20 protein-coding genes are annotated in these 23142 nt (G+C 65.3%); 12 read left to right on the forward strand and 8 right to left on the reverse strand.

Features of this window, described 5'->3' with window-relative positions; all coding sequences use genetic code 11:
• Window position 1 precedes the first annotated feature (1 nt).
• From GGI48_RS17130 to GGI48_RS17145, 4 genes are all read left to right on the forward strand, one after another.
• Window positions 2-1726 carry a putative 2-aminoethylphosphonate ABC transporter permease subunit gene (locus GGI48_RS17130; protein WP_179599301.1) on the forward strand — a complete coding sequence of 575 codons (1725 nt, stop codon included), beginning with the start codon at window positions 2-4 and terminating at the stop codon, window positions 1724-1726.
• Window positions 1727-1774: 48 nt separating this feature from the next.
• On the forward strand, window positions 1775-2800 hold the full coding sequence (locus tag GGI48_RS17135) for a putative 2-aminoethylphosphonate ABC transporter substrate-binding protein (RefSeq protein ID WP_016964359.1): 1026 nt from the start codon (window positions 1775-1777) through the stop codon (window positions 2798-2800).
• Window positions 2801-2943: 143 nt separating this feature from the next.
• Window positions 2944-4077: a TIGR03364 family FAD-dependent oxidoreductase gene (locus tag GGI48_RS17140; protein WP_179599303.1), complete on the forward strand. Its 1134-nt coding sequence runs from the start codon at window positions 2944-2946 to the stop codon at window positions 4075-4077.
• Window positions 4074-4625, forward strand: a complete 552-nt coding sequence (locus GGI48_RS17145; protein ID WP_409284674.1) for a phosphonate degradation HD-domain oxygenase — start codon at window positions 4074-4076, stop codon at window positions 4623-4625. The genes GGI48_RS17140 and GGI48_RS17145 overlap by 4 nt, the downstream gene beginning before the upstream one ends.
• A gap of 123 nt (window positions 4626-4748) precedes the next feature.
• Here GGI48_RS17145 and GGI48_RS17150 read toward each other — a convergent pair whose 3' ends face one another.
• Window positions 4749-6128, reverse strand: coding sequence for a GTPase/DUF3482 domain-containing protein (locus GGI48_RS17150; RefSeq protein ID WP_179599307.1), 1380 nt, complete (start codon window positions 6126-6128; stop codon window positions 4749-4751).
• Window positions 6121-7500, reverse strand: a complete 1380-nt coding sequence (locus GGI48_RS17155; protein WP_179599309.1) for a DUF2868 domain-containing protein — start codon at window positions 7498-7500, stop codon at window positions 6121-6123. The genes GGI48_RS17150 and GGI48_RS17155 overlap by 8 nt, the downstream gene beginning before the upstream one ends.
• 96 nt (window positions 7501-7596) lie before the next feature.
• On the opposite strand from GGI48_RS17155, the gene GGI48_RS17160 reads away from it, so the two are divergent.
• Window positions 7597-8109, forward strand: coding sequence for a dihydrofolate reductase (locus tag GGI48_RS17160; RefSeq protein ID WP_179599311.1), 513 nt, complete (start codon window positions 7597-7599; stop codon window positions 8107-8109).
• Window positions 8110-8201: 92 nt separating this feature from the next.
• On the opposite strand, the gene GGI48_RS17165 is transcribed toward GGI48_RS17160, so the two are convergent.
• The gene (locus GGI48_RS17165) at window positions 8202-9593 is read right to left on the reverse strand and encodes an L-cystine transporter (RefSeq protein ID WP_047306515.1); all 1392 of its coding nucleotides are present in this window, start codon (window positions 9591-9593) and stop codon (window positions 8202-8204) included.
• Between the two features lie 242 nt (window positions 9594-9835).
• Here GGI48_RS17165 and GGI48_RS17170 point away from each other — a divergent pair, with 242 nt between their 5' ends.
• From GGI48_RS17170 to GGI48_RS17185, 4 genes are all read left to right on the forward strand, one after another.
• Window positions 9836-10891: a hypothetical protein gene (locus tag GGI48_RS17170; RefSeq protein WP_047306514.1), complete on the forward strand. Its 1056-nt coding sequence runs from the start codon at window positions 9836-9838 to the stop codon at window positions 10889-10891.
• A gap of 272 nt (window positions 10892-11163) precedes the next feature.
• Window positions 11164-12564: an MBOAT family O-acyltransferase gene (locus tag GGI48_RS17175; protein WP_047306541.1), complete on the forward strand. Its 1401-nt coding sequence runs from the start codon at window positions 11164-11166 to the stop codon at window positions 12562-12564.
• Window positions 12551-13693 carry an SGNH family hydrolase gene (locus tag GGI48_RS17180; RefSeq protein WP_179599313.1) on the forward strand — a complete coding sequence of 381 codons (1143 nt, stop codon included), beginning with the start codon at window positions 12551-12553 and terminating at the stop codon, window positions 13691-13693. Before GGI48_RS17175 ends, GGI48_RS17180 begins: the two co-directional genes overlap by 14 nt.
• A gap of 1 nt (window position 13694) precedes the next feature.
• Complete coding sequence (locus tag GGI48_RS17185) at window positions 13695-14918, forward strand: SGNH/GDSL hydrolase family protein (protein ID WP_179599315.1); 1224 nt, start codon at window positions 13695-13697, stop codon at window positions 14916-14918.
• A gap of 126 nt (window positions 14919-15044) precedes the next feature.
• Here the strand turns inward: GGI48_RS17185 and ilvD are convergent, their stop codons facing one another.
• Window positions 15045-16886 (reverse strand): dihydroxy-acid dehydratase, encoded by a 1842-nt coding sequence (gene ilvD / locus GGI48_RS17190; RefSeq protein ID WP_102862106.1) that lies wholly within the window; start codon window positions 16884-16886, stop codon window positions 15045-15047.
• 313 nt (window positions 16887-17199) lie between these two features.
• Here ilvD and GGI48_RS17195 point away from each other — a divergent pair, with 313 nt between their 5' ends.
• The gene (locus tag GGI48_RS17195; protein ID WP_179599317.1) at window positions 17200-17766 is read left to right on the forward strand and encodes a hypothetical protein; all 567 of its coding nucleotides are present in this window, start codon (window positions 17200-17202) and stop codon (window positions 17764-17766) included.
• On the opposite strand, the gene GGI48_RS17200 is transcribed toward GGI48_RS17195, so the two are convergent.
• On the reverse strand, window positions 17748-18938 hold the full coding sequence (locus GGI48_RS17200) for an MFS transporter (RefSeq protein ID WP_179599319.1): 1191 nt from the start codon (window positions 18936-18938) through the stop codon (window positions 17748-17750). The genes GGI48_RS17195 and GGI48_RS17200 overlap by 19 nt on opposite strands.
• 114 nt (window positions 18939-19052) lie before the next feature.
• A complete protein-coding gene (locus GGI48_RS17205; protein ID WP_016963549.1) occupies window positions 19053-20249 on the reverse strand; it encodes a class I SAM-dependent rRNA methyltransferase in 1197 nt (398 codons plus the stop codon).
• A gap of 214 nt (window positions 20250-20463) precedes the next feature.
• On the opposite strand from GGI48_RS17205, the gene GGI48_RS17210 reads away from it, so the two are divergent.
• Together GGI48_RS17210 and mutM are read left to right on the forward strand one after the other, a co-directional pair.
• A complete protein-coding gene (locus tag GGI48_RS17210; protein ID WP_179602038.1) occupies window positions 20464-21276 on the forward strand; it encodes an HDOD domain-containing protein in 813 nt (270 codons plus the stop codon).
• A gap of 33 nt (window positions 21277-21309) precedes the next feature.
• The gene (gene mutM, locus GGI48_RS17215; RefSeq protein ID WP_179599321.1) at window positions 21310-22122 is read left to right on the forward strand and encodes a bifunctional DNA-formamidopyrimidine glycosylase/DNA-(apurinic or apyrimidinic site) lyase; all 813 of its coding nucleotides are present in this window, start codon (window positions 21310-21312) and stop codon (window positions 22120-22122) included.
• Window positions 22123-22205: 83 nt separating this feature from the next.
• Here mutM and GGI48_RS17220 read toward each other — a convergent pair whose 3' ends face one another.
• Entirely contained in the window at window positions 22206-22457 is a 252-nt protein-coding gene (locus GGI48_RS17220; RefSeq protein ID WP_016963552.1) for a YfhL family 4Fe-4S dicluster ferredoxin, read from the reverse strand.
• Window positions 22458-22591: 134 nt separating this feature from the next.
• Window positions 22592-23071, reverse strand: coding sequence for a pantetheine-phosphate adenylyltransferase (gene coaD / locus GGI48_RS17225; RefSeq protein ID WP_003176711.1), 480 nt, complete (start codon window positions 23069-23071; stop codon window positions 22592-22594).
• Window positions 23072-23142: the final 71 nt, after the last annotated feature.

The raw sequence follows: 23142 nt of genomic DNA on the forward strand, positions 1-23142 counted from the left end.
GATGAGCGTGCCAATGTCCCTGCCGCTACCTGCCAAGCGGGCGCGCCAGGCTTCGCGTGCCGAGATCGGCGACCGTATTTTTGTCGTCGGTGGCAAGCTTCTGCTTCTGCTCCTGCTGGGTGTCGCGGTGCTGTTGCCCCTGCTGGCGATCTTCTGGCGCGGTTTCAGCGCCGAGGCCGGGCAGGGCGGTGGTTGGCTGGCAGCCCGCGAGCTGGTGAGCAGCGCCAACTTCCACTGGCTGCTGGGCAACAGCCTGAAAGTCTCCCTCAGCGTCGCCGCCATCGTGGTGCCCCTGGCTTACCTGTTCGCCTACGCCCTGCAACGCACGCTGATTCCCGGCAAGGGCCTGTGGCGTGGCCTGTCGCTGTTGCCGCTGATGGCGCCATCGATGCTCCCGGGGATTGCCCTGGTCTATCTGTTCGGCAATCAGGGGATGCTGCGTGGCCTGTTCGCCGAGAACATCTACGGCTTCTGGGGCATCGTCCTCGGCGAAGTCATCTACACCTTTCCCCATGCCCTGATGATCCTGCTCTCGGCCCTGTCCCTGGCCGATGCGCGGCTGTTCGACGCCGCATCGAGCATGGGCGCCAGCCCGGCCAGGGCCTTTCGCAGCATCACCTGGCCAGCCACCCGGCAGGCGGTGTTCGCCGCGTTCTGCCTGGTGTTCACCCTGACCATCACCGACTTCGGCGTGCCGGTGGTGGTGGGCGGCGACTATCAGGTGCTGGCCCTGGAAGCCTACAAGGCGGTGGTGGGCCAGCAGCAGTTCGGCCGTGGCGCGTTGATCGGCATGGTGTTGCTGTTGCCGGCATTGTTCAGCTTCGGCGTCGATGCCTGGCTGCGCCGCCGTCACGGCGATGCCATGAGCGGTCGCGCCCAGGTGTTCAAGCCGGCGCCATCGCGGCTGCGGGACGCCTGCTACCTGAGCATCGTGCTGCTGATCTGCGCCGCGCTGCTGCTGGTGTTCGGCATGGCGGTGTATTCCTCCCTGGTGAAGTTCTGGCCCTACAACCTGTCGCTGTCGCTGAACCACTACCAGTTCGACGACACCGCCGGCGGTGGCTGGCTGGCCTACCGCAACAGCCTGAGCATGGCTTTGTGCACGGCGCTGATCGGCAGCCTGCTGATTTTCACCGGCGCCTATCTGATGGAGAAAACCCGCGGCCAGCGCGGCCTGAACCTGGCGCTGCGCCTGCTCAGCTTCGTGCCGATGGCGGTGCCCGGCTTGGTGCTGGGCCTGGGCTACGTGTTCTTCTTCAACCTCAACGGCAACCCGCTGCACGTGTTCTACGGCAGCATGACCCTGCTGGTGGTGTGCACCATCGCCCACTACCTGACCACCGCGCAGATGACCGCCACCACCGCCCTGCGCCAGCTGGATGCCGAGTTCGAGGCCGCCGCGCTGTCGCTCAAGGCGCCGCTGTACCGGCATTACCTGCGGGTCACCGTGCCGATCTGCCTGCCGGCGCTGCTGGACATCGTGCGCTACCTGTTCGTCTCGGCCATGACCACGGTGTCGGCGGCGATCTTCCTCTACAGCCCCGACACCATCCTCGCCGCCGTCGCCGTGCTGAACATGGACGACGCCGGCAACGTCGGCGGCGCCGCGGCGATGTCGACCCTGATCCTGTTCACCTCCGCCGGCGTCTCGCTGCTGCTGGCCTGGGCGTCGCGCGGGCTGTTGCGCCGCTCCCAGGCCTGGCGGCAAACCGCGCCGGGTCATTGATTTCTTGCTCACCCACCCCCTGATCTGCACTCACTAAGGAACCGCACCATGTTCAAGCCCCTGGCTCTTGTCGCTGCCGTCCTCTCTGCTGTCAGCCTGAACGCCTTTGCTGCGAAAACCGAGCTGACGGTCTACACCGCCCTCGAAGCCGAGCAGCTGAAGTCCTACAAGCAAGCCTTCGAAAAGGCCAACCCGGACGTGGAGATCAAGTGGGTGCGTGACTCCACCGGGATCATCACCGCCAAGCTGCTGGCGGAAAAAGCCCGCCCGCAGGCCGATGCGGTCTGGGGCCTGGCGGCGTCCAGCCTGGCGATCCTCGACCAGCAAGGCATGTTGCAAAGTTATGCGCCCAAGGACCTGGGCCAGATCGGCCCGAACTACCGCGACGCCGCCAACCCACCGGCCTGGGTCGGCATGGACGTCTGGGCCGCGACCATCTGTTTCAACACCGTGGAGGCCGAAAAGCAGGGCCTGAGCAAGCCGGTGAGCTGGCAGGACCTGACCAAGCCCGAGTACAAGGGCAAGATCGTCATGCCCAACCCGGCGTCCTCGGGCACCGGCTTCCTGGATGTCAGCGCCTGGCTGCAGACCTTCGGCGAGAAGCAGGGCTGGCAGTACATGGATGACCTGCACCAGAACATCGGCCAGTACGTCCACTCCGGTTCCAAGCCGTGCAAGCTGGCCGCCGCCGGTGAATTCCCGATCGGCATCTCCTTCGAATACCCGGCCGTGCAGCTCAAGCGCCAGGGCGCGCCGCTGGACATCATCCTGCCCAAGGAAGGCCTGGGCTGGGAAATCGAAGCCACGGCAGTGATCAAGGGCACCCCGCATGAAGAGGCCGCGAAGAAGCTCGCCGACTTCTCCGCCAGTCCGGCGGCCATGGAGCTGTACAAGGAAAACTTCGCCGTGCTGGCCCAGCCGGGCATCGCCAAGCCGCAGACCGAACTGCCGGCCGACTACGAGCAGCGCCTGATCAAGAACGACTTTGCCTGGGCCTCGAAGAACCGCGACCAGATCCTCGCCGAATGGCGCAAGCGCTATGACGGCAAGTCGGAAAAGGTTGCCGCGCAGTAACGCCAGGGGCTGCTGTGGCGAGGGAGCTTGCTCCCGCTGGGCGGCGCAGCGGCCCTGAATCCCGACCGGGCGGTGCACCTGCCTGGGAGTACTGCGCACTCCTGCGGGAGCAAGCCCCTCGCCAAAAACAACGAGACATGAACATGACCCATCACAGCGATCTGCTGATCGTCGGCGCCGGCATCCTCGGCCTGTCCCACGCCTACGCGGCCGCCAAGCGCGGTTTGCGGGTACAGGTATTCGAGCGCAGCGCCACGCCCCTGGGCGCCTCGGTGCGCAACTTCGGCCAGGCCCTGGTCACCGGCCAGCCGCCGGGCATCATGCTGGAACTGGCCCGCGCCAGCCGCGATATCTGGGCCGACTGGCAACAGCTGGCCGGCCTGCCACTCAAGCGCAACGGCTCCTACCTGTTCGCCCGCAACGAAGCCGAAGAACAACTGCTGGAAGCCTTCTGCGCCGGTCGCGCGCGGGAGCACGGCTATCGTGTCGAACTGCTGCGGGGCGCGGCCCTGAATGACCTGTACGGCGGCCAGTTCCGCCATCACCGCGCGGCCTTGCACGGCCTGGATGACCAGCAACTGTATTCCCGCGAGGCGCTGCCGCTGCTGATCGACTACCTGCGTCGCGACCTGGGCGTGCAGTTCCACTTCTCGACCCTGGTGCGCGATATCCAGCCGGGGCAACTGCACAGCACCGCCGGCAGCTTTCATGCGCCGCGGATCGTGCTGTGTTCGGGCCACGACTATCAGACCCTGCTGGCCGAGCAGATCGCCGTCCTGCAGCCGCAGATCTGCCGCCTGCAGATGCTTCGCGCCCGGCCCCAGGTCAACCTCAACCTGCAACATGCCTTGCTCACCGGGCTCAGCTGCGTGCACTACGGCGCCTTCGCCGACCTGCCGCAAGCGGCGGCAGTGCAGGCGCAGATCCTGCGCGAGGTGCCCCATCTGCACGAGCACGGCATTCACCTGCTGATCAGCCCGACCCCCTACGGCGAGCTGATCATCGGCGATTCCCATGACTACGGCAGCGATCCGTCGCCGTTCAACGCCGAACAGGTGGACAACTGGCTGATCGAACTGGCCGAACAGACCCTGGGCTGCAAGGTCCAGGTGGTGGAGCGCTGGCAGGGCGTGTATGGGGCGCGTGGGCCCGGGCCGTTCTCCTTCCTGGAGGCGGCGCCCGGGGTTTATGCGGCGCTGATGCATACCGGCGTGGGCATGAGCGTCGGTCCGGCCATGGCCGAGGGCAATATCGCCCGGCTGCTGGGGGAGGCGTGATGCGTCGGCAGCAGGTGATTGACGAGGTTTTCGGCCTGTACGAGCGCTTCGGCGATTGTGACTACATTGGCGAGCCGGTGTCGCAGATCGAGCACATGTCCCAGGCCGCGCAACTGGCCCTGGCGGAAGGTCATGACGATGAAGTGGTGCTGGCGGCGTTCTTCCACGATATCGGGCATATCTGCCAGCAGGATGCCGAGAACATGGGCGGTTTCGGCGTGGTCAGCCATGAGCGCCTGGGGGCGGATTATCTGCGCCGGGCGGGGTTCAGCGAGCGTCTAGCGCGGCTGGTGGAGTACCACGTCCAGGCCAAGCGCTACCTGACCTTCAAGGAGCCCGGTTATTACCAGCGGCTGAGCGAAGCCAGCCGGCGCACCCTGGAATACCAGGGCGGGGCGATGAACGCGGCAGAGGCGGCAGCCTTCGAACTCGACCCGTTGTGCGCGCTGAGTTTGCGCCTGCGCCACTGGGACGAACAGGCCAAGGAAATGTGGGTGCCGGTAATGGATTTGCAGGTGCTCAAGGACAAGGCGCTGGCGCTGCTTTAGCGGGTACAGGCTTGGTTTTTGTAGCCGCTGCCGCAGGCTGCGAACGGCTCCGCAGGAGGCGCCGCTTTTGGGCTTGTTGAAGGTCCTGCGGCCCTTTGCGCAGCCTCGCGGGCTCGGCAGCGGCTACAGCAGATGTTGCGCCAGCGCCTCGATCTGCTCCTGGCGCTCGGCCTGGCTCAGGCGTTTCTGCGGGTTGAGCGACGACCACTGCGGATGCGCCCGGGCCTTCCTCAAGGCTTCCGGCAACTTGCCCTCGCGCCAGCTTTTGTCTTCCGGCATCGCCAGGCGGATGCTGTCCAGCGCCGCGTGCCCGCGCCGGTTCAGCGCCTGCACCAACTGCCGCTGACGCAGGGCCAGCAGGCGCAGCACGCTGTCGTCCACGGTCAGCTCGCGCTGGCCCTTGAGCTTGCCCAGCAAGCGGCTGCCGTAGCTGCGGGCGGTTTGCAGGGCGCCACCGGCAATCGCCCCGGCCAGGGCCGCGGCGCCCAGGGTCAGGCCGCCCACCAGCAGGTCCACCCCGGCGCCGGCCGCCGCGCCCGCGGCGATGCCGCCGCCGACGCGCACTCCCAGTTGCTTGAGGGTTTCCGGGTTGAACAGGTCGTCGCCCCAGCGCCCATCCAGCAGCGGCAGGTCGCTGGCGGCCGCGTCCTCGGGGCGGAAGGCGTAGAGCTTGAGCAGGGCCTCGACGCAGCGCTGCTCGCGCTGGCGGATCGTCTGGCGCAGTTCGCCAATCGCCTGCTGCTCCAGCTCGGTATTGCTGGCCACGCCGCGGCGGCAGGCGGCGCAATCCACCAGCAACTCGGCAATCAGCCGTGCCGCGCTGTGCTGGCGCGCCCGGCGCTGGGCCTCCTGGTCGTCGACCAGCCGTTGCAGGGCCGGGCGCGCGTGCTCCAGCAGCAGAGCCAGGCTTTCATACAGCCGCCGTTCGCCGTCCTCCGGTGGCGCCACGCTGTCGAAGCGCACCAGGGCGTGCAACCCCAGGCGCGCCAGGGCTTCGCGCCAGTCGCCTTCGCGCTGGTCGGCGCTGCTGACAAAATTCAGCACCGGCAGCAGCGGCTTGCCGCACCCCGTGAGCACTTCAAGCTCATCGCGGTACTTGGCCAGCACCGGCTCGCGGGCGTCGATCACATACAGGCCGGCATCCGAAGCCAGCAGCTGGCGCAGGACCTTGGCTTCCTGTTCGAAGCGTTGCCGAGCCTCGCTGCCATCGAGAAAACGTGCCAGCCGCGCCGGGCCGTCCAGGCGTTCGCCGGGGCGTTCCAGGCGCTCCAGGTAGTCCAGCAGGGCGATGGCGTCTTCCAGGCCGGGGGTGTCGTAGAGCTCCAGCAGGGGTTGGCCATCCACCGAGAGGCGGGCGCCTTCCACGTGCCGGGTGGTGCTGGGGCGATGGGAGACTTCGCCAAAGCCCACGTCCCGGGTCAGGGTGCGTAGCAGCGAGGTCTTGCCGACGTTGGTGTGGCCGACCACCGCCAGTTTCAGCGGCTTTTGCCGAGCATCAGTCATGACCGTTCTCCAGCCAGTCGAGGGGCGCGCAATCGGCGAAGGGCAGTTCCAGTTGTTGCAGGGCGCTGTGCCAGTCGCCCAGGCGGTCGGCATCCAGGGCCTGGCCGGGCGGGGCTTGCAGCAGCCAGACCCGGGTGGCGCTGGCGTTGCGCGCCAGTTCGGCGATCAGCCCGAGGCTGCCGCGGTCCGGCGAGCGCCGCGGGTCGCAGGCGATCACCAGGCGCGCCGGGGGGAAGCGGCTCATCTGCTCCAGCAGGCGGTTGCGCGACTCGCGGCTGTCGAGGATGCCGGCATTCTTGATGCTGTCCGGCAGTTGCGGCGGCCAGGGGCGCTGCTCGTCCAGTTCGATGGCCACCAGCAAGGCGCCGCTGCTGTCCTCGGCGCTGACGCCGCCTTCGACCCGGTGCAACTGCTCGGGGGCCGCGTCATTGACTCCCAGGCGTTCGCTGCTGGGCATCAGGCGTTCACGCAGCTGGGCGTAGCCCGGCAGGTTGAGGTCCAGTTGCAGGCGCGCCTTGCCGTGCCGCCAGCGCCAACGGCAGAACAGCATCAGCAGCAGGCGCGGCAGCACGCCGTAGATCACCACCAGCACCACCAGCCAGATGGCCCAGGACTGGCGGATCAGTTCGGTGTTGTAGACGTCCCGGGTGCTGGCCTGGATGGTCGCCACGCTCGGCGCGCCGAAGCCCAGGCTGCGGGGCAGGGCGCTGAGGGCGTTGGTAATGGCCACGAAGGCATCGCTGCCCAGCAGGGTGCTTTCCCAGACAAAGCTGTAGCGGTGGGTGGTCAGCAGCACCAGCAGCATGACCACGGCGCTGGACAGGATCAGGCACCACAGGCCGTTGATCAGGCTGCCCAGGGCCCAACGGTTGAGCTTGCGCCGTTGCAGCAACAGCAGCAGCGCCGGCGGCAACTGCGCGGCCTTGGCATCGCGGGAGAATTTTTCGCTGAGCCACAGCCACAGGCGGCCCAGGCCCGCCCCGTGTTCACCGGCAAACAGCAGGCCGGCCAGCCAGCTCAGCAGCAGGATCAGGTTCAGGCCCAGCAGGCTGCCCAGGGCCCAGAACACATTGACCGGTTGCTGGGTGTTGCCCAGGGCGCTGAAGGCCAGGCCGGCGCCGCTGAGGACCGCCATGAGCGAGAGCAGCAACAACGCCAGGCGCGCGCCCTGGTGCCAGTGCAGCAGGGCATCGTGCAAGCCGTCGCGCTGGGCCAGCCACAGGGCGCGGTTCTGGATCCGGGTCACCAGGTCGCCGCCCTGGTTGCGGGCCAGGCGATTGGCTTCCTGATCCTCCAGCGGGCCGGCGTGCTCCTCGCGCAGGCGCACGGTTTCGGTCAGCCACAGGCGTTGCAGGGGAGTCAGTGCAGTCACGCGTCATTCCATCGCTCAAAAGTGCGCTGAGCATAACTGCTGCAGCGGCGGTCGGGTGAAGTTGCCAGGCCTGGGGCCTCTGGTATCCTCGCCAGCATGAAAAAATCTCTCCCTCTCAGCCTGATCGCGGCCCTCGCACAAAACCGCGTGATCGGCGTCGACAACAGCATGCCCTGGCATTTGCCGGGGGATTTCAAATTCTTCAAGGCCACCACCCTGGGCAAGCCGATCATCATGGGGCGCAAGACCTGGGATTCCCTGGGCCGGCCCTTGCCGGGGCGCTTGAACATCGTGGTCAGTCGTCAGACCGGCCTGGTGCTCGAAGGTGCCGAGGTCTACCCGTCTTTGCAGGCCGCGGTGGACCGGGCCGAGGAATGGGCCCTGGAGCAGGGCGCCAGCGAGCTGATGCTGATCGGCGGCGCGCAGCTTTATGCCCAAGGGCTGGAGCAGGCCGATCGCCTGTATCTGACGCGGGTGGCCTTGAACCCGGAAGGCGATGCCTGGTTTCCGCAGTTCGATGAACAGCAGTGGAAGCGGGTGTCGGAGGTGCTGAATCCGCCGGAAGGGGACAAACCGGCGTACAGCTTCGAGGTGTGGGAAAGAAGCTGACGGCAGGCAGCTGCAAGCTTCAAGTTTCAAGCTGCAAGCAAGAGCCCGTCGGCTTCTGCTTGCAGCTTGTAGCTGGCGGCTTGTAGCTGCTTTTACGCGTGCTCCAGCTCCGAATGTTCATCGGCGTCCAGCAGCGCCTTGTCGGTCTGCTGCATCACCTGGCTGGTGATGGCGCCGGCGGTCATCGAGCCGCTGACGTTCAGCGCGGTGCGGCCCATGTCGATCAGCGGCTCCACGGAAATCAGCAGCGCCACCAGCGACACCGGCAAGCCCATGGCCGGTAGCACGATCAGCGCGGCGAAGGTCGCGCCGCCACCCACGCCCGCCACACCGGCAGAACTCAAGGTCACGATGGCCACCAGGGTGGCGATCCACAGTGGGTCCAGCGGGTTGATGCCCACGGTGGGGGCGACCATCACCGCCAGCATCGCCGGGTACAGGCCGGCGCAGCCGTTCTGGCCGATGGTGGCGCCGAACGAGGCGGCAAAGCTGGCGATGGACTGGGGAATGCCAAGGCGCCGGGTCTGGGCCTCGATGCTCAGGGGAATGCTCGCGGCGCTGGAGCGGCTGGTGAAGGCGAAGGTCAGCACCGGCCAGACCTTGCGGAAGAAGCGCAGCGGGTTGATCCCGGCCAGGGCCACCAGCAGGCCGTGGACCACGAACATCAGGCCCAGGCCGAGGTAGGACACCACCACGAAACTGCCGAGCTTGATGATGTCCTGCAGGTTGGAGCCGGCCACCACCTTGGTCATCAGCGCCAGCACGCCGTAGGGGGTGAGCTTCATCACCAGGCGCACCAGGCGCATCACCCAGGCTTGCAGGGTGTCGATGGCGTTGAGCACTTTCTGGCCCTTGTCGGCGTCATCCTTGAGCAGTTGCAGGGCCGCGACACCGAGGAAGGCGGCGAAGATCACCACGCTGATGATCGAGGTCGGCTTGGCCCGGGCCAGGTCGGCGAAAGGGTTCTGCGGGATGAACGACAGCAGCAGCTGCGGCACGTTGAGGTCGGCGACCTTGCCCGCGTAATCGCTCTGGATCACTTGCAGGCGGGCCATTTCCTGGGTGCCGGCCACCAGTCCTTCGGCCGTCAGGCCGAACAGGTTGGTCAGGCCGATGCCCACCAGCGCGGCGATAGCGGTGGTGAACAGCAGGGTGCCGATGGTCAGGAAGCTGATCTTGCCCAGGGACGAGGCGTTGTGCAGGCGGGCCACGGCGCTGAGGATCGAGGCGAACACCAGGGGGATCACGATCATTTGCAGCAATTGCACGTAGCCATTGCCCACCAGGTCGAACCAGCCGATGGAGGCCTTGAGCACCGGATGGCCGGCGCCGTAAAGGCTGTGCAGGGCGGTGCCGAACACCACGCCCAGGACCAGGGCCAGCAAGACCTTCTTGGCCAGGCTCCAGGTGGTGTGGCGGGTTTGTGCCAGGCCCAGCAGCAGGGCCAGGAACACCAGCAGGTTGAGGATCAGCGGCAGATTCATTGAGGCTCCGATAAGACGTGTGCCAATCGCGGCTCGGGGCGATTGCGAACCGGCAAGCCTAACAGCTTGAAATCTAATGAATTAATAACGATATCGCATGGCAACTGTCGTTTTTGGAATAAGCCGCTGACGCTCAGGCGCATGTGGCTGGCGCTCTCGGGATGCAAGCGGTCGCGTGGAGACGAGAACTGTCACAGGGATTTGTTAGCGTCGAAGGCTTTCACTCAGGGAGAAAACCGTCGATGAAACTCGCACCGAAATTGCTCGCAGTCGCACTCTGCCTGGGCCTCGCCGGCCAGGCCCTGGCCACCGAGTTGAAGCATTGGCCCGCCGAACAGGCCAAGCAGCTGGACGCGATGATCGCGGCCAACGCCCACAAGGGCAACTTCGCGGTGTTCGACATGGACAACACCAGCTACCGCTATGACCTGGAAGAGTCCCTGCTGCCCTTCATGGAAAACAAGGGCCTGATCACCCGCGACACCCTCGACCCGTCGCTCAAGCTGATCCCGTTCAAGGACACCGCCGAGCACAAGGAAAGCCTGTTCAGCTACTACTACCGCCTGTGTGAAATCGACGACATGGTCTGCTACCCCTGGGTGGCGCAGGTGTTCTCCGGCTTCACCCTCAAGGAACTCAAGGGCTACGTCGACGAGCTGATGGCCTCCGGCAAGCCGGTGCCGAGCACCTATTACGACGGTGACGTGGTCAAGACCATCGAGGTCAACCCGCCCAAGGTCTTCACCGGCCAGGCCGAGCTGTACAACAAGCTGATGGAGAACGGCATCGAGGTCTACGTGATGACCGCCGCCTCCGAAGAGCTGGTGCGCATGGTCGCCGCCGATCCCAAGTACGGCTACAACGTCAAGCCGCAGAACGTGATTGGCGTGACCACCCTGCTCAAGGACCGCAAGACCGGCGCCCTGACCACCGCGCGCAAACAGATCACCGACGGCAAGTACGACGAGCAGGCCAACCTCGGCCTGGAACTGACGCCGTACCTGTGGACCCCGGCCACCTGGATGGCGGGCAAGCACGCGGCGATCCTGACCTACATCGACGAGTGGAAGAAACCGGTGCTGGTGGGTGGCGACACCCCGACCAGCGACGGCTACATGCTGTTTCATGGGGTGGACGTGGCCAAGGGTGGCATCCACCTGTGGATCAACCGCAAGGACAAGTACATGACCCAGCTCAACGGCATGATGGCCAAGCATGCCGCGGCCCAGGCCAAGGAAGGCCTGCCGGTGACGGCGGACAAGAACTGGGTGATCGTCAAGCCTGAAGACATCCAGTAATCCCGCCCGCTACGCCGGCCCTTCGTAGGAGCCGGCTTGCCGGCGAACAGGCCTTTGGGTCTGGCGTCGCTCTTGTGGACGTCTTCGCTGGCAAGCCAGCTCCTACAAGGGGGGGGCTTTCGTTTGTTGCGCAGCCGGCGTCCGCAATAGGCGGAGAATGTTTCAACTTGTGACCGTCAAACCCCCTCTGCCATAATCGCGCCCGTTTCCTGTCCCCCGCCTGCTCTCCCTTGTGCCGGGTTTGTCCCCGATTGCACGTAATGGACTACGTTGTGAGCTATCTCTCGATCGAATTCGGCCTCTGTTTCATCCTGTTCTTCGTTCTGTATTGGGGCCTGGGCTTCAGCCTGCGTTTGCAGAATGCGCTGTTGCTGGCCGCCAGCTACGCGATCCTCGCCAGCTTCAGCCTGAACTTCCTCTATATCCTGCTGGGCTACACGGCCCTGGTGTATCTGCTCGGCCTGTTGAGCCAGCGTTACCCTGGCAGGGGCTGGGTCAATGGCCTGATGCTGTTGCTGGTGCTGGGCGCCTTCTATCTGTTCAAGTACCAGGACTTCTTCACCAGCACGGTGCAGAACGCCTTCGCCCAGTTTGGCGTCGAGGTGTCGCTGCCGCTGCTGGAGGTGCTGCTGCCGGTGGGGCTGTCGTTCTATGCCTTCCACTCGGTCAGCTACCTGGTGTCGATCAACCGCCGTGAGCTGACGCCGGGTTCGCCCTTTGACCTGGCGCTGTACCTGGCCTTCTTCCCCAGCCTGATCGCCGGCCCGGTGAACCGGGCGATCCCGATGCTGGAGCAGATCAACCCGCCGCAGCTGCGCCAGGTGCTGGAGCCGCAACGGGCCCTGGGCCTGATCGCGGTGGCGGTGGTCAAGCTGTTCTTCCTCAGCTCCTGGCTGGCCAACGAGTGGGTCGATCCGGTGTTCGACAGCCCGGTGGCCTTCTCGGCCGAGCAGATCCTGCGGGCGGTCTACGGTTATTCGTTCCTGATCTACTTCAACTTCAGCGGCTACACCGACCTGGTGACCGGCATCGCCCTGTTGCTGGGCTTCCGCCTGCCGCTGAACTTCAACTACCCCTATGCCGCGCGCAATCTCAAGGAGTTCTGGGGACGCTGGCACATCAGCCTGTCGACCTTCATCCGTGACTACGTGTACATCCCCCTGGGGGGCAACCGTGGGCCGGTGTGGCGCGGCAACCTGAACATGCTGCTGGCGATGCTGATTTCCGGCTTGTGGCACGGCGCCAGCGCCAACTTCATCATCTGGGGCGCGCTGCATGGCGTGGGCCTGGCGCTGTACAAGTTCTGCAGCCCGCTGCTGGCCCGGGGGCCGAGCTGGATCGGGTCGGACCTGGCGGCTCGCCTGCTGACCTTTCACTACGTGGCTTTTGCCTGGATCTTCTTCCGCTGCGCCACCTTGTCCGATGCCATGGACATGCTCAGCGGCCTGGGCGGCCTGTCCTTCGCCGGGTTGGCTGGCAGCGCCCTGAGCCTGCTTGGCTGCCTGTTGTTCGTCGCCTTCTACCCACGGATCGTGGCGCTGCTGCAGCGCCTGTTCGCCGCCGCCACCAGCTTGCCGTGGCTGTTCTATCCGGTGCCGTTGGGGCTGTTCATCTGCGTGGTCATCTTCGCCTCACCGTCGGGCGTGCCGGGGTTCATTTATGCCAGCTTCTAACCGTTCGCCCTTGTCGGTCAGCCTCGGCAGCGCCGCCAAGGTGCTCTATGCGCTGGTGGTGACCAGCCTGTTGCTGGTGTGGTTCAACCAGCAGTCGATCCGCCTTTACTGCCAGCAGAAGTACCACGATGACTGCGAGATCCCTGGGCTGTCGCAGAACCCGCAGTGGCGCTATGGCGCCCAGCTCAACCAGGCCCTGGAGAATGCCCGGGTGGCGTTTGTCGGCAGCTTTGCCGCCACCGCCGACCTGACGGTGGCCCAGGCCGAAGCGGCGGTGGACGACGAGCCGGAACCCTTGCCGAAGCTGGCCGCCGCGCCGGTGCCGGAGCATCCGCCGCTGAGCGCCGCCCATGCCGCCCCCGCCCATGCCGCTGCGCAGGCCCCGGCCCCGGTTGCCCCGCAGCCGGTGGCCGTGGCTCCGGCGCTCAGCCATGGGCCCAAGGTCCAGCAGGCAGGCATGGCGCCGCTGATGGCCAGTCTGGCCACCGGCGACGAGGTGTTCTTTGTCGGTGACTCGCTGATGCAGGGCGTGGCGCCGCACATGGCCAACACCCTGCGCAAGCGCTACAACGTCAAGAGCCTGAACCTCAGCAAACAGAGCACTGGCCTTGCCTATCCGAGCTTTTTCAACTGGCCCAAGACCGTTGAAAGCACCCTGGCCAGCAACCCGAACATCCGCCTGATGGTGATCTTCCTCGGCCCTAACGACCCGTGGGACATGCCGGTGGCCAAGGGCAAGCCGTTCCTGCGCTTCAAGACCCCGGACTGGGAAGACGCCTATCGCCAGCGCATCGATTCGATCCTCGACACCGCCCAGGCCCACAATGTGCAAGTGATCTGGGTCGGCCCGCCGAACATGGAGAAGCCCAAGCTGTCGACGGCCATGGCTTACCTGAGCGACCTGTACAAGAGCCAGATCGAGCGCTATCAGCAGCATTTCGTCTCGGCCAACGAGATTCTCGGCTACCAGAACGACGAGTTTTCCTATTACCGCACCACCGGCGACGGCAAGAAGGTCAAGACCCGGGTCGATGACGGTATTCATTTCACCACCACTGGGCAGAAGTTGATCGCTGAGCGCGTGATCTCGCTGATCAACTTCCCCAGCCAACAATTGACGGAGCACTGATATGGGGCGACTGCAAGGCATTGCGCTGTTGCTGGGCATCACCTTGCTGAGCAGTTGCAGCCCGACCACCGAGGTCCAGGCCACTCCGGCCTCGGCCCTGGCCCGGTCCGGGAGCGGAACCAAGAAAGTCGTGACCATCGGCACCGACCCGAACCTGGCACTGCTGGCGCGCAAGTTCAGTACCTCCGACCGCACGCCGATCAACATCGTGCAACTGGGTGACTCCCATACCGCCGCCGACCTGTTCAGCGGCGAGATGCGCCGCCTGCTGCAAGCGCAGTACGGCGATGGCGGCATTGGTTTCGTCGCGGCCACACCGGTGCCCGGCACCCGCTATGAACGGGTGATCCTGGGGGCGGCCAAGCGCCAGTGGTCCCTGGTGTCGGCACGCAACCAGCAGAGCAACCAGTTTCCCCTGGGCGGTTACCTGTCGCTGCCGATGACCCCGGGAGCCCGGGTGCATATCGCCGAGCGCCAGCCGAGCAACCAGCAGTACCGGATTTCCGCGCTGTACCAGGCGTCCAGCAACAACACCCTGACCGCCCGGGACAACCTCAACAAAAGCAGCCGCATGCTGGCCGCTACCGGTGGCCAGTGGCGCTTCAGTCCGCCGTTCAACAACCTGACCCTGCCCCTGGACCTGAACGTGGCCAACAACCAGGGCCTGGCCCTGGGCGGCTGGAACATCCTCGGGCAGAAGAGCGCCGGGGTGATCTATTCCGCCCTGGGCATCAATGGCGCGCGTCTGGACGTGCTGGACAAGTGGCAGCCCGGCTGGCTGGAAACCCTCAAGGCCCTGCGCCCGGACATGGTGGTGCTGGCCTACGGCACCAACGAAGCCTTTGATGACGACCTGGACCTGCAGCTGTACCGCAGCCAGTTGCAGGAAAAGGTCAGGCTGTTGCGCAAGAACCTGCCCAAGACCGTGATCCTGCTGGTGGGTCCGCCGGATTCCATCAAGCGCCGCAATGCCGGCAGCTGCGCGGCTTCCCAGCCGCAACCGCTGCGGCAGATCGTGCAGATCCAGAAGGACGTGGCGAAGACCAGCCGCACCCTGTTCTGGGACTGGCAGGCGTTCATGGGCGGCGATTGCTCCATCAGCAAATGGCAGGGCAGCGACCTGGCGCGCAACGATCTGGTGCACCTGACCGCCGACGGCTACCGCAAGAGCGCCGATGGCCTGTACCGCTTCCTGCGCGGGCAGTTGGGCGAACGCATGCCCTGAGCCCCGGCCCCAGCTCCCCGAATGCTGCCGTAGGAGCTGGCTTGCCAGTGAAGGCGTCCGCCAGGGCGATGCAAGGTCAAAAAAATGCCCCGCACTTGGCGGGGCATTTTCATTTACGGGTGACGATCACAGGCCGTCGAGCATGGCCTTGTTGCGCACCGCGCCCTTGTCGGCGCTGGTGGCCAGCAGGGCGTAGGCTTTCAGCGCGGTGGTCACTTTGCGTGGGCGCGCTTCCACTGGCTTCCAGCCTTTCTTGTCCTGTTCGACCCGGCGTGCCGCCAGTTCCTCGTCGCTGACCAACAGGTTGATCGAGCGGTTGGGAATGTCGATCAGTACCTTGTCGCCGTCCTGTACCAGGCCGATGGCGCCGCCGGCCGCCGCTTCAGGCGAGGCGTGGCCGATGGACAGGCCCGAGGTACCGCCGGAGAAGCGGCCGTCGGTGAGCAGGGCGCAGGCTTTGCCCAGGCCCTTGGACTTCAGGTAGGAGGTTGGGTAGAGCATTTCCTGCATGCCCGGGCCGCCTTTCGGGCCTTCGTAACGGATGATCACGATGTCGCCTTCTTTCACTTCGTCGGCGAGGATGCCGCGCACGGCGCTGTCCTGGCTTTCGAAGATCTTGGCGTTGCCTTCGAACACGTGGATCGACTCGTCGACACCGGCGGTCTTCACCACGCAGCCGTCCAGGGCGATGTTGCCGTAGAGCACGGCCAGGCCGCCCTCCTTGGAATAGGCGTGTTCGACGCTGCGGATGCAGCCGTTTTCACGGTCGTCGTCGAGGCTGTCCCAACGGGTCGACTGGCTGAACGCGGTCTGGGTCGGGATGCCTGCCGGGCCGGCCTTGAAGAAGTGGTGTACGGCTTCGTCGCTGGTCTGGGTGATGTCCCACTGGGCGATGCCTTCGGCCAGGGTCTTGCTGTGCACGGTGGGCAGGTCGGTGTGCAGCAGGCCGCCACGGGCCAGCTCGCCGAGGATGCTAAAGATACCCCCGGCGCGGTGCACGTCTTCCATGTGGTACTTCTGGATGTTCGGCGCCACTTTGCACAGCTGCGGCACGTGGCGCGACAGGCGATCGATGTCTCGCAGGTCGAAGTCGATCTCGGCTTCCTGGGCGGCGGCCAGCAGGTGCAGGATGGTGTTGGTGGAACCGCCCATGGCGATATCCAGGGTCATGGCGTTCTCGAACGCCTTGAAGTTGGCGATATTGCGCGGCAGCACCGACTCGTCGTTGTCGCCGTAGTAGCGCTGGCACAGCTCGACGATGGTGCGCCCGGCCCGCAGGAACAGCTCTTCGCGGTCGCTGTGGGTGGCCAGGGTCGAACCGTTGCCCGGCAGGGCGAGCCCTAAGGCTTCGGTCAGGCAGTTCATGGAGTTGGCGGTGAACATGCCGGAGCAGGAACCGCAGGTCGGGCAGGCGCTGCGCTCGTACTCGGCAACCTTCTCGTCAGAAGCGCTGGAGTCGGCGGCGATGACCATGGCGTCCACCAGGTCCAGGCCGTGGCTGGCGAGCTTGGTCTTGCCGGCTTCCATCGGGCCGCCGGAAACGAAGATCACCGGGATGTTCAGGCGCAGGGCGGCCATCAGCATGCCGGGGGTGATCTTGTCGCAGTTGGAGATGCAGACGATGGCGTCGGCGCAGTGAGCGTTGACCATGTATTCCACGGAGTCGGCGATGATCTCGCGGCTCGGCAGGGAATACAGCATGCCGTCATGGCCCATGGCGATGCCGTCGTCCACGGCAATGGTGTTGAATTCCTTGGCCACGCCACCGGCGCGTTCGATCTCGCGAGCCACCAGCTGACCCAGGTCCTTCAGGTGCACGTGCCCCGGGACGAACTGGGTGAAGGAGTTGGCAATGGCGATGATCGGTTTCTTGAAGTCGGCATCTTTCATCCCCGTGGCGCGCCACAGGGCGCGAGCACCGGCCATGTTGCGGCCGTGGGTGGATGTTTTCGAGCGGTAATCAGGCATGGAGCACTCCGGGCGGCTAATCAGGGAACAAGTGGGGAGTGAGCTTCTATTGACCTTGGGAACACTCAGAAATGGCCGTGTGTCCGAAAGCTGCCGATGACGCCGCGGGATCGCCGCGCGCCTCAGCCTGAGCTCATAAACCCGCCGGGGGATGACTGGCGATGAATTCGCCGATTCTACACCGCTGGCGTCAGGAAGGAATGCCGTGGCCGCTCTGTGGCGTGCGATTGCCTGGATATCGCCGAGCGCTGCCCGCACGCCGGCTCCTGGTTTAGACTCGCGGCCCCCTCGATCACCATCCAATGGAGCTGGAATGTCCGCGAACATGCGATCCCTGAGGTTTTACCTAGGCATTGGCCTGCTGCAAGGGCTGCTGCTGATGTGGCTGGTGCTCCATAGCGACTGGCCCGGCAGCGCCATGGCCGTGGTGGGCGCGGCCCTGCTGACGGGCGGCGGCTTCGTGCAACTGCTGGCCGGGCAGCGGCGCCAGTGGCGCACCTGGAAGGCCGCGCTGTTGCTGGCCTTTGCGGCGGCGGTGGTGGTGCAGGCCTGCAGTGAGTTGCCCTTCACCCGCGGGGTGATCTACAGCGTGGTGGCGTTCCTGCTACTGATGACGCTGCTCAGCGCCAGCTGGCTGCCGGGACGTGACGGTTTTAAACGACGGCTGCTGGGGGACGGAGCCTGGATGCTGGTGGCTCTTGGCGCTGCGTGGCTGGTGCAGGCGTTGTTCGATTTCTGGACCCGCGAGCAGCATCTGGATCCGTTCAAGAGCGGGTTTTTGTCCTTGCGCTACTTCACTGGCCCGCCCCTGGCGTTTTCCTTCCTGCTGTACCTCCGGGATTTGTGCCGTCTGCGCGATCTTCAGACGCAAGCGTCCTGATAGCGACGATTGACCAGGCTGTTCAGGCCCAGGGCAATGGCACTCAGCCCCAGGAAGCACAGCCCCAGCGCCATCACCAGGTTGCTGGCGCTCAGGTTGATGAACGCGCTGATCAGGCCGCCAGAGACAAAGATCAGCATGTTGCCCGCCGAAGCCGAGGTTCCGGCGTTGTGCGGGAAGATCCCCATGGCCCGCGAGGTCGCCACCGGGCGGGTGATGGTGGTGCCGGCGGTGCAGACGATCATCGGCACCAGGACCGTGGCGACGGACAGCTCGAACCGCTGCAACAGCAGCATCAGCAGGCCGGACAGGGCGATCAGCCCCAGCCCGGTGACGATCTGGGTGCTGGCCTGCAGGTAGCGGTTCATCACCCCGGCGCCGGCACCACCCACCACATAGGCCGCGCCATACAGCAGCAGCGCCAGGGCGTACTGGTAGGGCGTGAGCTGCAACTGCTCCATGAAAATCAGCGGTGAAATGACGATGAACGAAAAATGGCAGGCGAAGGCCAGCGCCGAGATCAGCCAGTAGCCGACGAACGACAGGTCGGCAAACACCAGTCGGTAGGCCGCGAGGATGTTCCTCTGGCGCGTCGCCGTGCCTGGGGTGTTCTCCAGCAGGACCCAGGCCTTGAGGATGACCAGCAGGCCGAGGCCGACGAACACCTCGAAGCTGCCCTGCCAGCCCAGGTGAGCCTGCAGCCAGGTGCCCAGCAGCGGTGACAGGGAAATGAAGATGCCGCTGGCGGTGACCAGGGCGATGCGCAGGCGCTCCTGCTGGCGGCCGACGAACAGGTCCTGCACCAGCGCCTGGGACAGCACGAAGCAGCCGCAACCCACGGCCTGAACCACGCGAAACAGCAGGAACCACCGGTACTCGGTGGCGGCCATGCAGCCCAGCGCTCCGGCGATGGCCACGGCCATGCCTGCCAGTAGCAGCTTCTTGCGCCCCAGGGAGTCTGACAGCGGCCCGACCACCATCAGGGAAAACGACAAGCCAATGGCGAACAGACTGACGGACAGCGCGATATCGGCGCTGGAGGTATTGAAGCGTTCGGCCAGGGCGGGAAAGGAGGGGAGGATCACGTCCAGCGGGAAGACCCCGAGCAGGGTCATGGTCAGCAGCAGAATGACCGCCGAGGTCTTGTTCGGGGTGGCGGGGGAGTGGCCCATGGTGCGGTGCTCTCGGTCCTTGAGAAGCTGCCGAGAATCGAGTCGTGGCCGTGCAAAGTCAATCGAGGGCGATGGCCCTTCCCGCGCTGGGCGGGAAGGGCCATCGGCCCGGGCTCAGCTGTTGGGCAGCAGGCGGCAGGTGATGCTCTTGATGTAGCGGGTTTCCGGGATGGCCGGGTGCACCGGGTGATCCGGGCCCTGGCCGCCGCGTTCCAGCAGCTGGATGTTGCGGTCCAGGTGACGGGCGCTGGTCAGCAGGATGTTCTGCAGATCGTCCTCGGGCAGGTGCATCGAGCACGAAGCGCTGACCAGGATGCCGTCCTTGCTCAAGAGGCGCATGGCCTGTTCGTTGAGGCGGCGGTAGGCGCCTTCGCCGTTCTTCAGGTCTTTCTTGCGTTTGATGAAGGCGGGCGGGTCGGCAACGATCACGTCAAAGCGTTCTTCGGCGGCCTTCAGCTCTTTCAGGGCTTCGAACACGTCGCCTTCGACGCAGGTGACTTTCTCGGCGATGCCATTGAGCGCGGCGTTGCGCTCCACGCCGTCGAGGGCAAAGCCCGAGGCGTCGACGCAGAACACTTCACTGGCGCCGAACACCCCGGCCTGCACGCCCCAGCCACCGATGTAGCTGAACAGGTCCAGTACCCGCTTGCCCTTGGCGTAAGGCGCCAGGCGTGCGCGGTTCATGCGGTGGTCGTAGAACCAGCCGGTCTTCTGGCCTTCCATCACCGGGGCTTCGAACTTCACGCCGTTCTCTTCCAGGGCGACCCACTCCGGCACCAGGCCGAACACGGTTTCGACGTAGCGGCCCAGGCCTTCGGCGTCGCGGGCGGCGGAGTCGTTCTTGAACAGGATGCCGCTGGGCTTGAGCACCTGGACCAGGGCGGCGATCACGTCGTCCTTGTGCTGTTCCATGGTGGCCGAGGCCAGCTGGACCACCAGGATGTCGCCGAACCGATCGACCACCAGGCCCGGCAGCAGGTCGGAATCGCCGTACACCAGGCGGTAGAACGGCTTGTCGAACAGGCGCTCGCGCAGGGACAGGGCCACGTTCAGGCGATGCACCAGCAGCGACTTGTCCAGGGCCAGCTTGGCATCGCGCGACAGCAGGCGGGCGCAGATCAGGTTGTTCGGGCTCATGGCGACGACGCCCAGGGGCTTGCCGCCGGCGGCTTCCAGCACCGCCTGGTCGCCTGCCTTGAAGCCGTGCAGAGGGGTGGCGGCTACATCGATTTCGTTGCTGTAGACCCACAGGTGGCCGGCGCGCAGGCGGCGATCGGCGTTGGCTTTGAGGCGCAGGCTTGGCAGGGACATGACGTCGCTCCGGAAAAAAGGGCGCGATTATACCTTGCTGCGCAACTTCAGCGACGGCCAATGGACCTGCGGCTAAAGGCGCAGGGTAAAGTTCCTGTCCGTTCGCCCAACATTGGCCCGTTAGGGGTTAGAATCGCCGCCTCAGCCAGAGTGTGTACTTATGTCCCAAGAGCTATCAGCCGAACAGATTCAGCAGGCCCTGCAAGGCATCAGCGTGCCGCCTCAACCGCAAATCATGGTGGATTTGCAGATGGAGCAGTACATGCCCGATCCCGACCTGGAAGTGATTGCCAAGCTGATATCCCAGGACCCGGGCCTGTCCGGCGCACTGCTGAAGATCGTCAACTCGCCGTATTACGGGTTGACCAACAAGATCGCCTCGATCCAGCGCGCGGTGAACCTCTTGGGCAGCCGCTCGATCATCAACCTGATCAATGCGCAGTCGATCAAGGGCGAGATGAGCGATGAAACCATCGTCACCCTCAACCGCTTCTGGGACACCGCCCAGGATGTGGCCATGACCTGCCTGACCCTGGCCAAGCGCACCGGCTCGCAAGCGGTGGACGAAGCCTACGCCCTGGGTCTGTTCCATGATTGCGGCGTGCCGCTGATGCTCAAGCGCTTCCCCGACTACATGGCGGTGCTGGAAGAAGCCTACGGCAGCGCCGGACCGGAGCGGCGGGTGGTGGACACGGAAAACCGTGCCTTCAACACCAATCACGCGGTGGTCGGCTACTACACCGCCAAGTCCTGGCGCCTGCCGGAACACGTGACCAACGCCATCGCCAATCACCACAATGCCCTGGCGATCTTCAGCGACGAGTCGTCGCGCAACAGCCAGCTGAAGAACCTGCTGGCGATCCTGAAGATGGCCGAGCACATCTGTGCCTCGTATCGAGTGCTGGGCAACCAGACCCAGGACTTGGAGTGGAACAGCATCGGCCACCTGATTCTCGATTACGTCGGTCTGTCGGACTACGACTTCGAGAACCTCAAGGAAACCGTGCGCGAGCTGGGCGCACACTGACTGTTCATATCGCGATGAGTGCCTGAGGCGAAGATGCCTGAATTACCGGAAGTCGAAACCACCCGGCGCGGGATCGCGCCGCACCTGGAAGGCCAGAAGGTCAGCCGGGTGATTGTCCGTGACCGGCGCTTGCGCTGGCCGATTCCCGAGGATCTGGACGTGCGCCTGTCCGGGCAGCGGATTGTTCAGGTGGACCGCCGGGCCAAGTACCTGCTGATCAACGCCGAAGTCGGCACCCTCATCAGTCATCTGGGCATGTCGGGCAATCTGCGCCTGGTGGAGATCGGCCAGCCGGCGGCCAAGCATGAACATGTGGATATCGAACTGGAGTCGGGCCTGGCCCTGCGCTACACCGACCCGCGCCGGTTTGGCGCCATGCTCTGGAGCCTGGACCCGCTGAACCACGAGCTGCTGGCGCGCCTGGGGCCGGAGCCGCTGACCGATCTGTTCGACGGCGAGCGCCTGTTCCAGCTGTCCCGCGGCCGCTCCATGGCGGTCAAGCCGTTCATCATGGACAACGCGGTGGTGGTGGGGGTGGGCAACATCTACGCGACCGAGGCACTGTTTGCCGCGGGCATCGATCCGCGTCGTGAGGCCAAGGGCATTTCCCGGACCCGCTATGTGCAGCTGGCGATCGAGATCAAGCGCATCCTGGCGGCGGCCATCGAGCGGGGCGGCACCACCTTGCGCGACTTTATCGGCGGCGACGGTCAGCCGGGCTACTTCCAGCAGGAACTGTTCGTCTACGGCCGTGGCGGGGAGCACTGCAAGGTCTGCGGCACGGGGCTGCGGGAAATCAAGCTGGGCCAGCGGGCCAGCGTCTATTGCCCGCGTTGCCAGCGCTGAGAAGCTTCGCCGGCAAGCCGGCTCCTACGAACGCCGTAGGAGCCGGCTTGCCGGCGAAAGTGCCCTGAAGGGCGCTGAATTGCTCAAGCCTTGCCGGTGATCTTCCGGTACTTGGCCATCAACTCTTCTTCGGTTTCCGGACGGTTCTCGTCCAGCGGAATGCAATCCACCGGGCACACCTGCTGGCACTGCGGCTCGTCGTAGTGGCCGACGCACTGGGTGCACAGGTTCGGATCGATGACGTAGATCTCTTCGCCTTGGGAAATCGCCGCGTTAGGGCACTCGGGTTCGCAGACGTCGCAGTTGATGCAATCGTCGGTGATGATCAGGGACATGGGGGACTCCGGCCTGGGCGGCAGGCCCGGGCATGTAAAAACGAATGCGCGCAATTGTGCCGTATTGCCGCCCGCAGTGCACGCGGGCGCGATGGCCGACGCCAGGCAAGGGCCCCAGTGCGGGGCCGCGCGGCTTATTTCTTGAAGCGCAGGGTCAGCGCGTCGGCGACCGCCGGGTGCACGAACTTGGTGATATCACCGCCCAGGGCAGCGATTTCACGAACCAGCGTCGAGGAAATGAACGAGTAGCGCTCCGACGGGGTGAGGAACAGGCTTTCCACGTCCGGCGCCAGTTGGCGGTTCATGTTGGCCAGCTGGAATTCGTATTCGAAGTCCGAAACCGCCCGCAGGCCGCGCAGGAACACATTGGCGTTCTGCTCCTTGGCGAAATGCGCCAGCAACGTGGAGAAGCCGACGACTTCAACGTTGGGCAGGTGCTTGGTCACCTCGCGCGCCAGTTCCACGCGCTGCTCCAGAGGGAACAGCGGGTTTTTCTTGGGGCTGGCGGCAACGGCGATGATCACGTGGTCGAACAGCCGCGAGGCGCGCTCGACCAGATCGCCGTGGCCCTTGGTAATAGGGTCGAAGGTACCTGGGTACAACACTCGGTTCATCGCGTCGTCCTGGCGGGAATCCGTTGGGGAGTCGGATGGTATCGCAGCCTTCCCGGTCGGCCAAGTCGCCT

Origin of the sequence: Pseudomonas protegens (assembly GCF_013407925.2) — a bacterium.
Lineage (GTDB): Bacteria > Pseudomonadota > Gammaproteobacteria > Pseudomonadales > Pseudomonadaceae > Aquipseudomonas > Aquipseudomonas fluorescens_AP.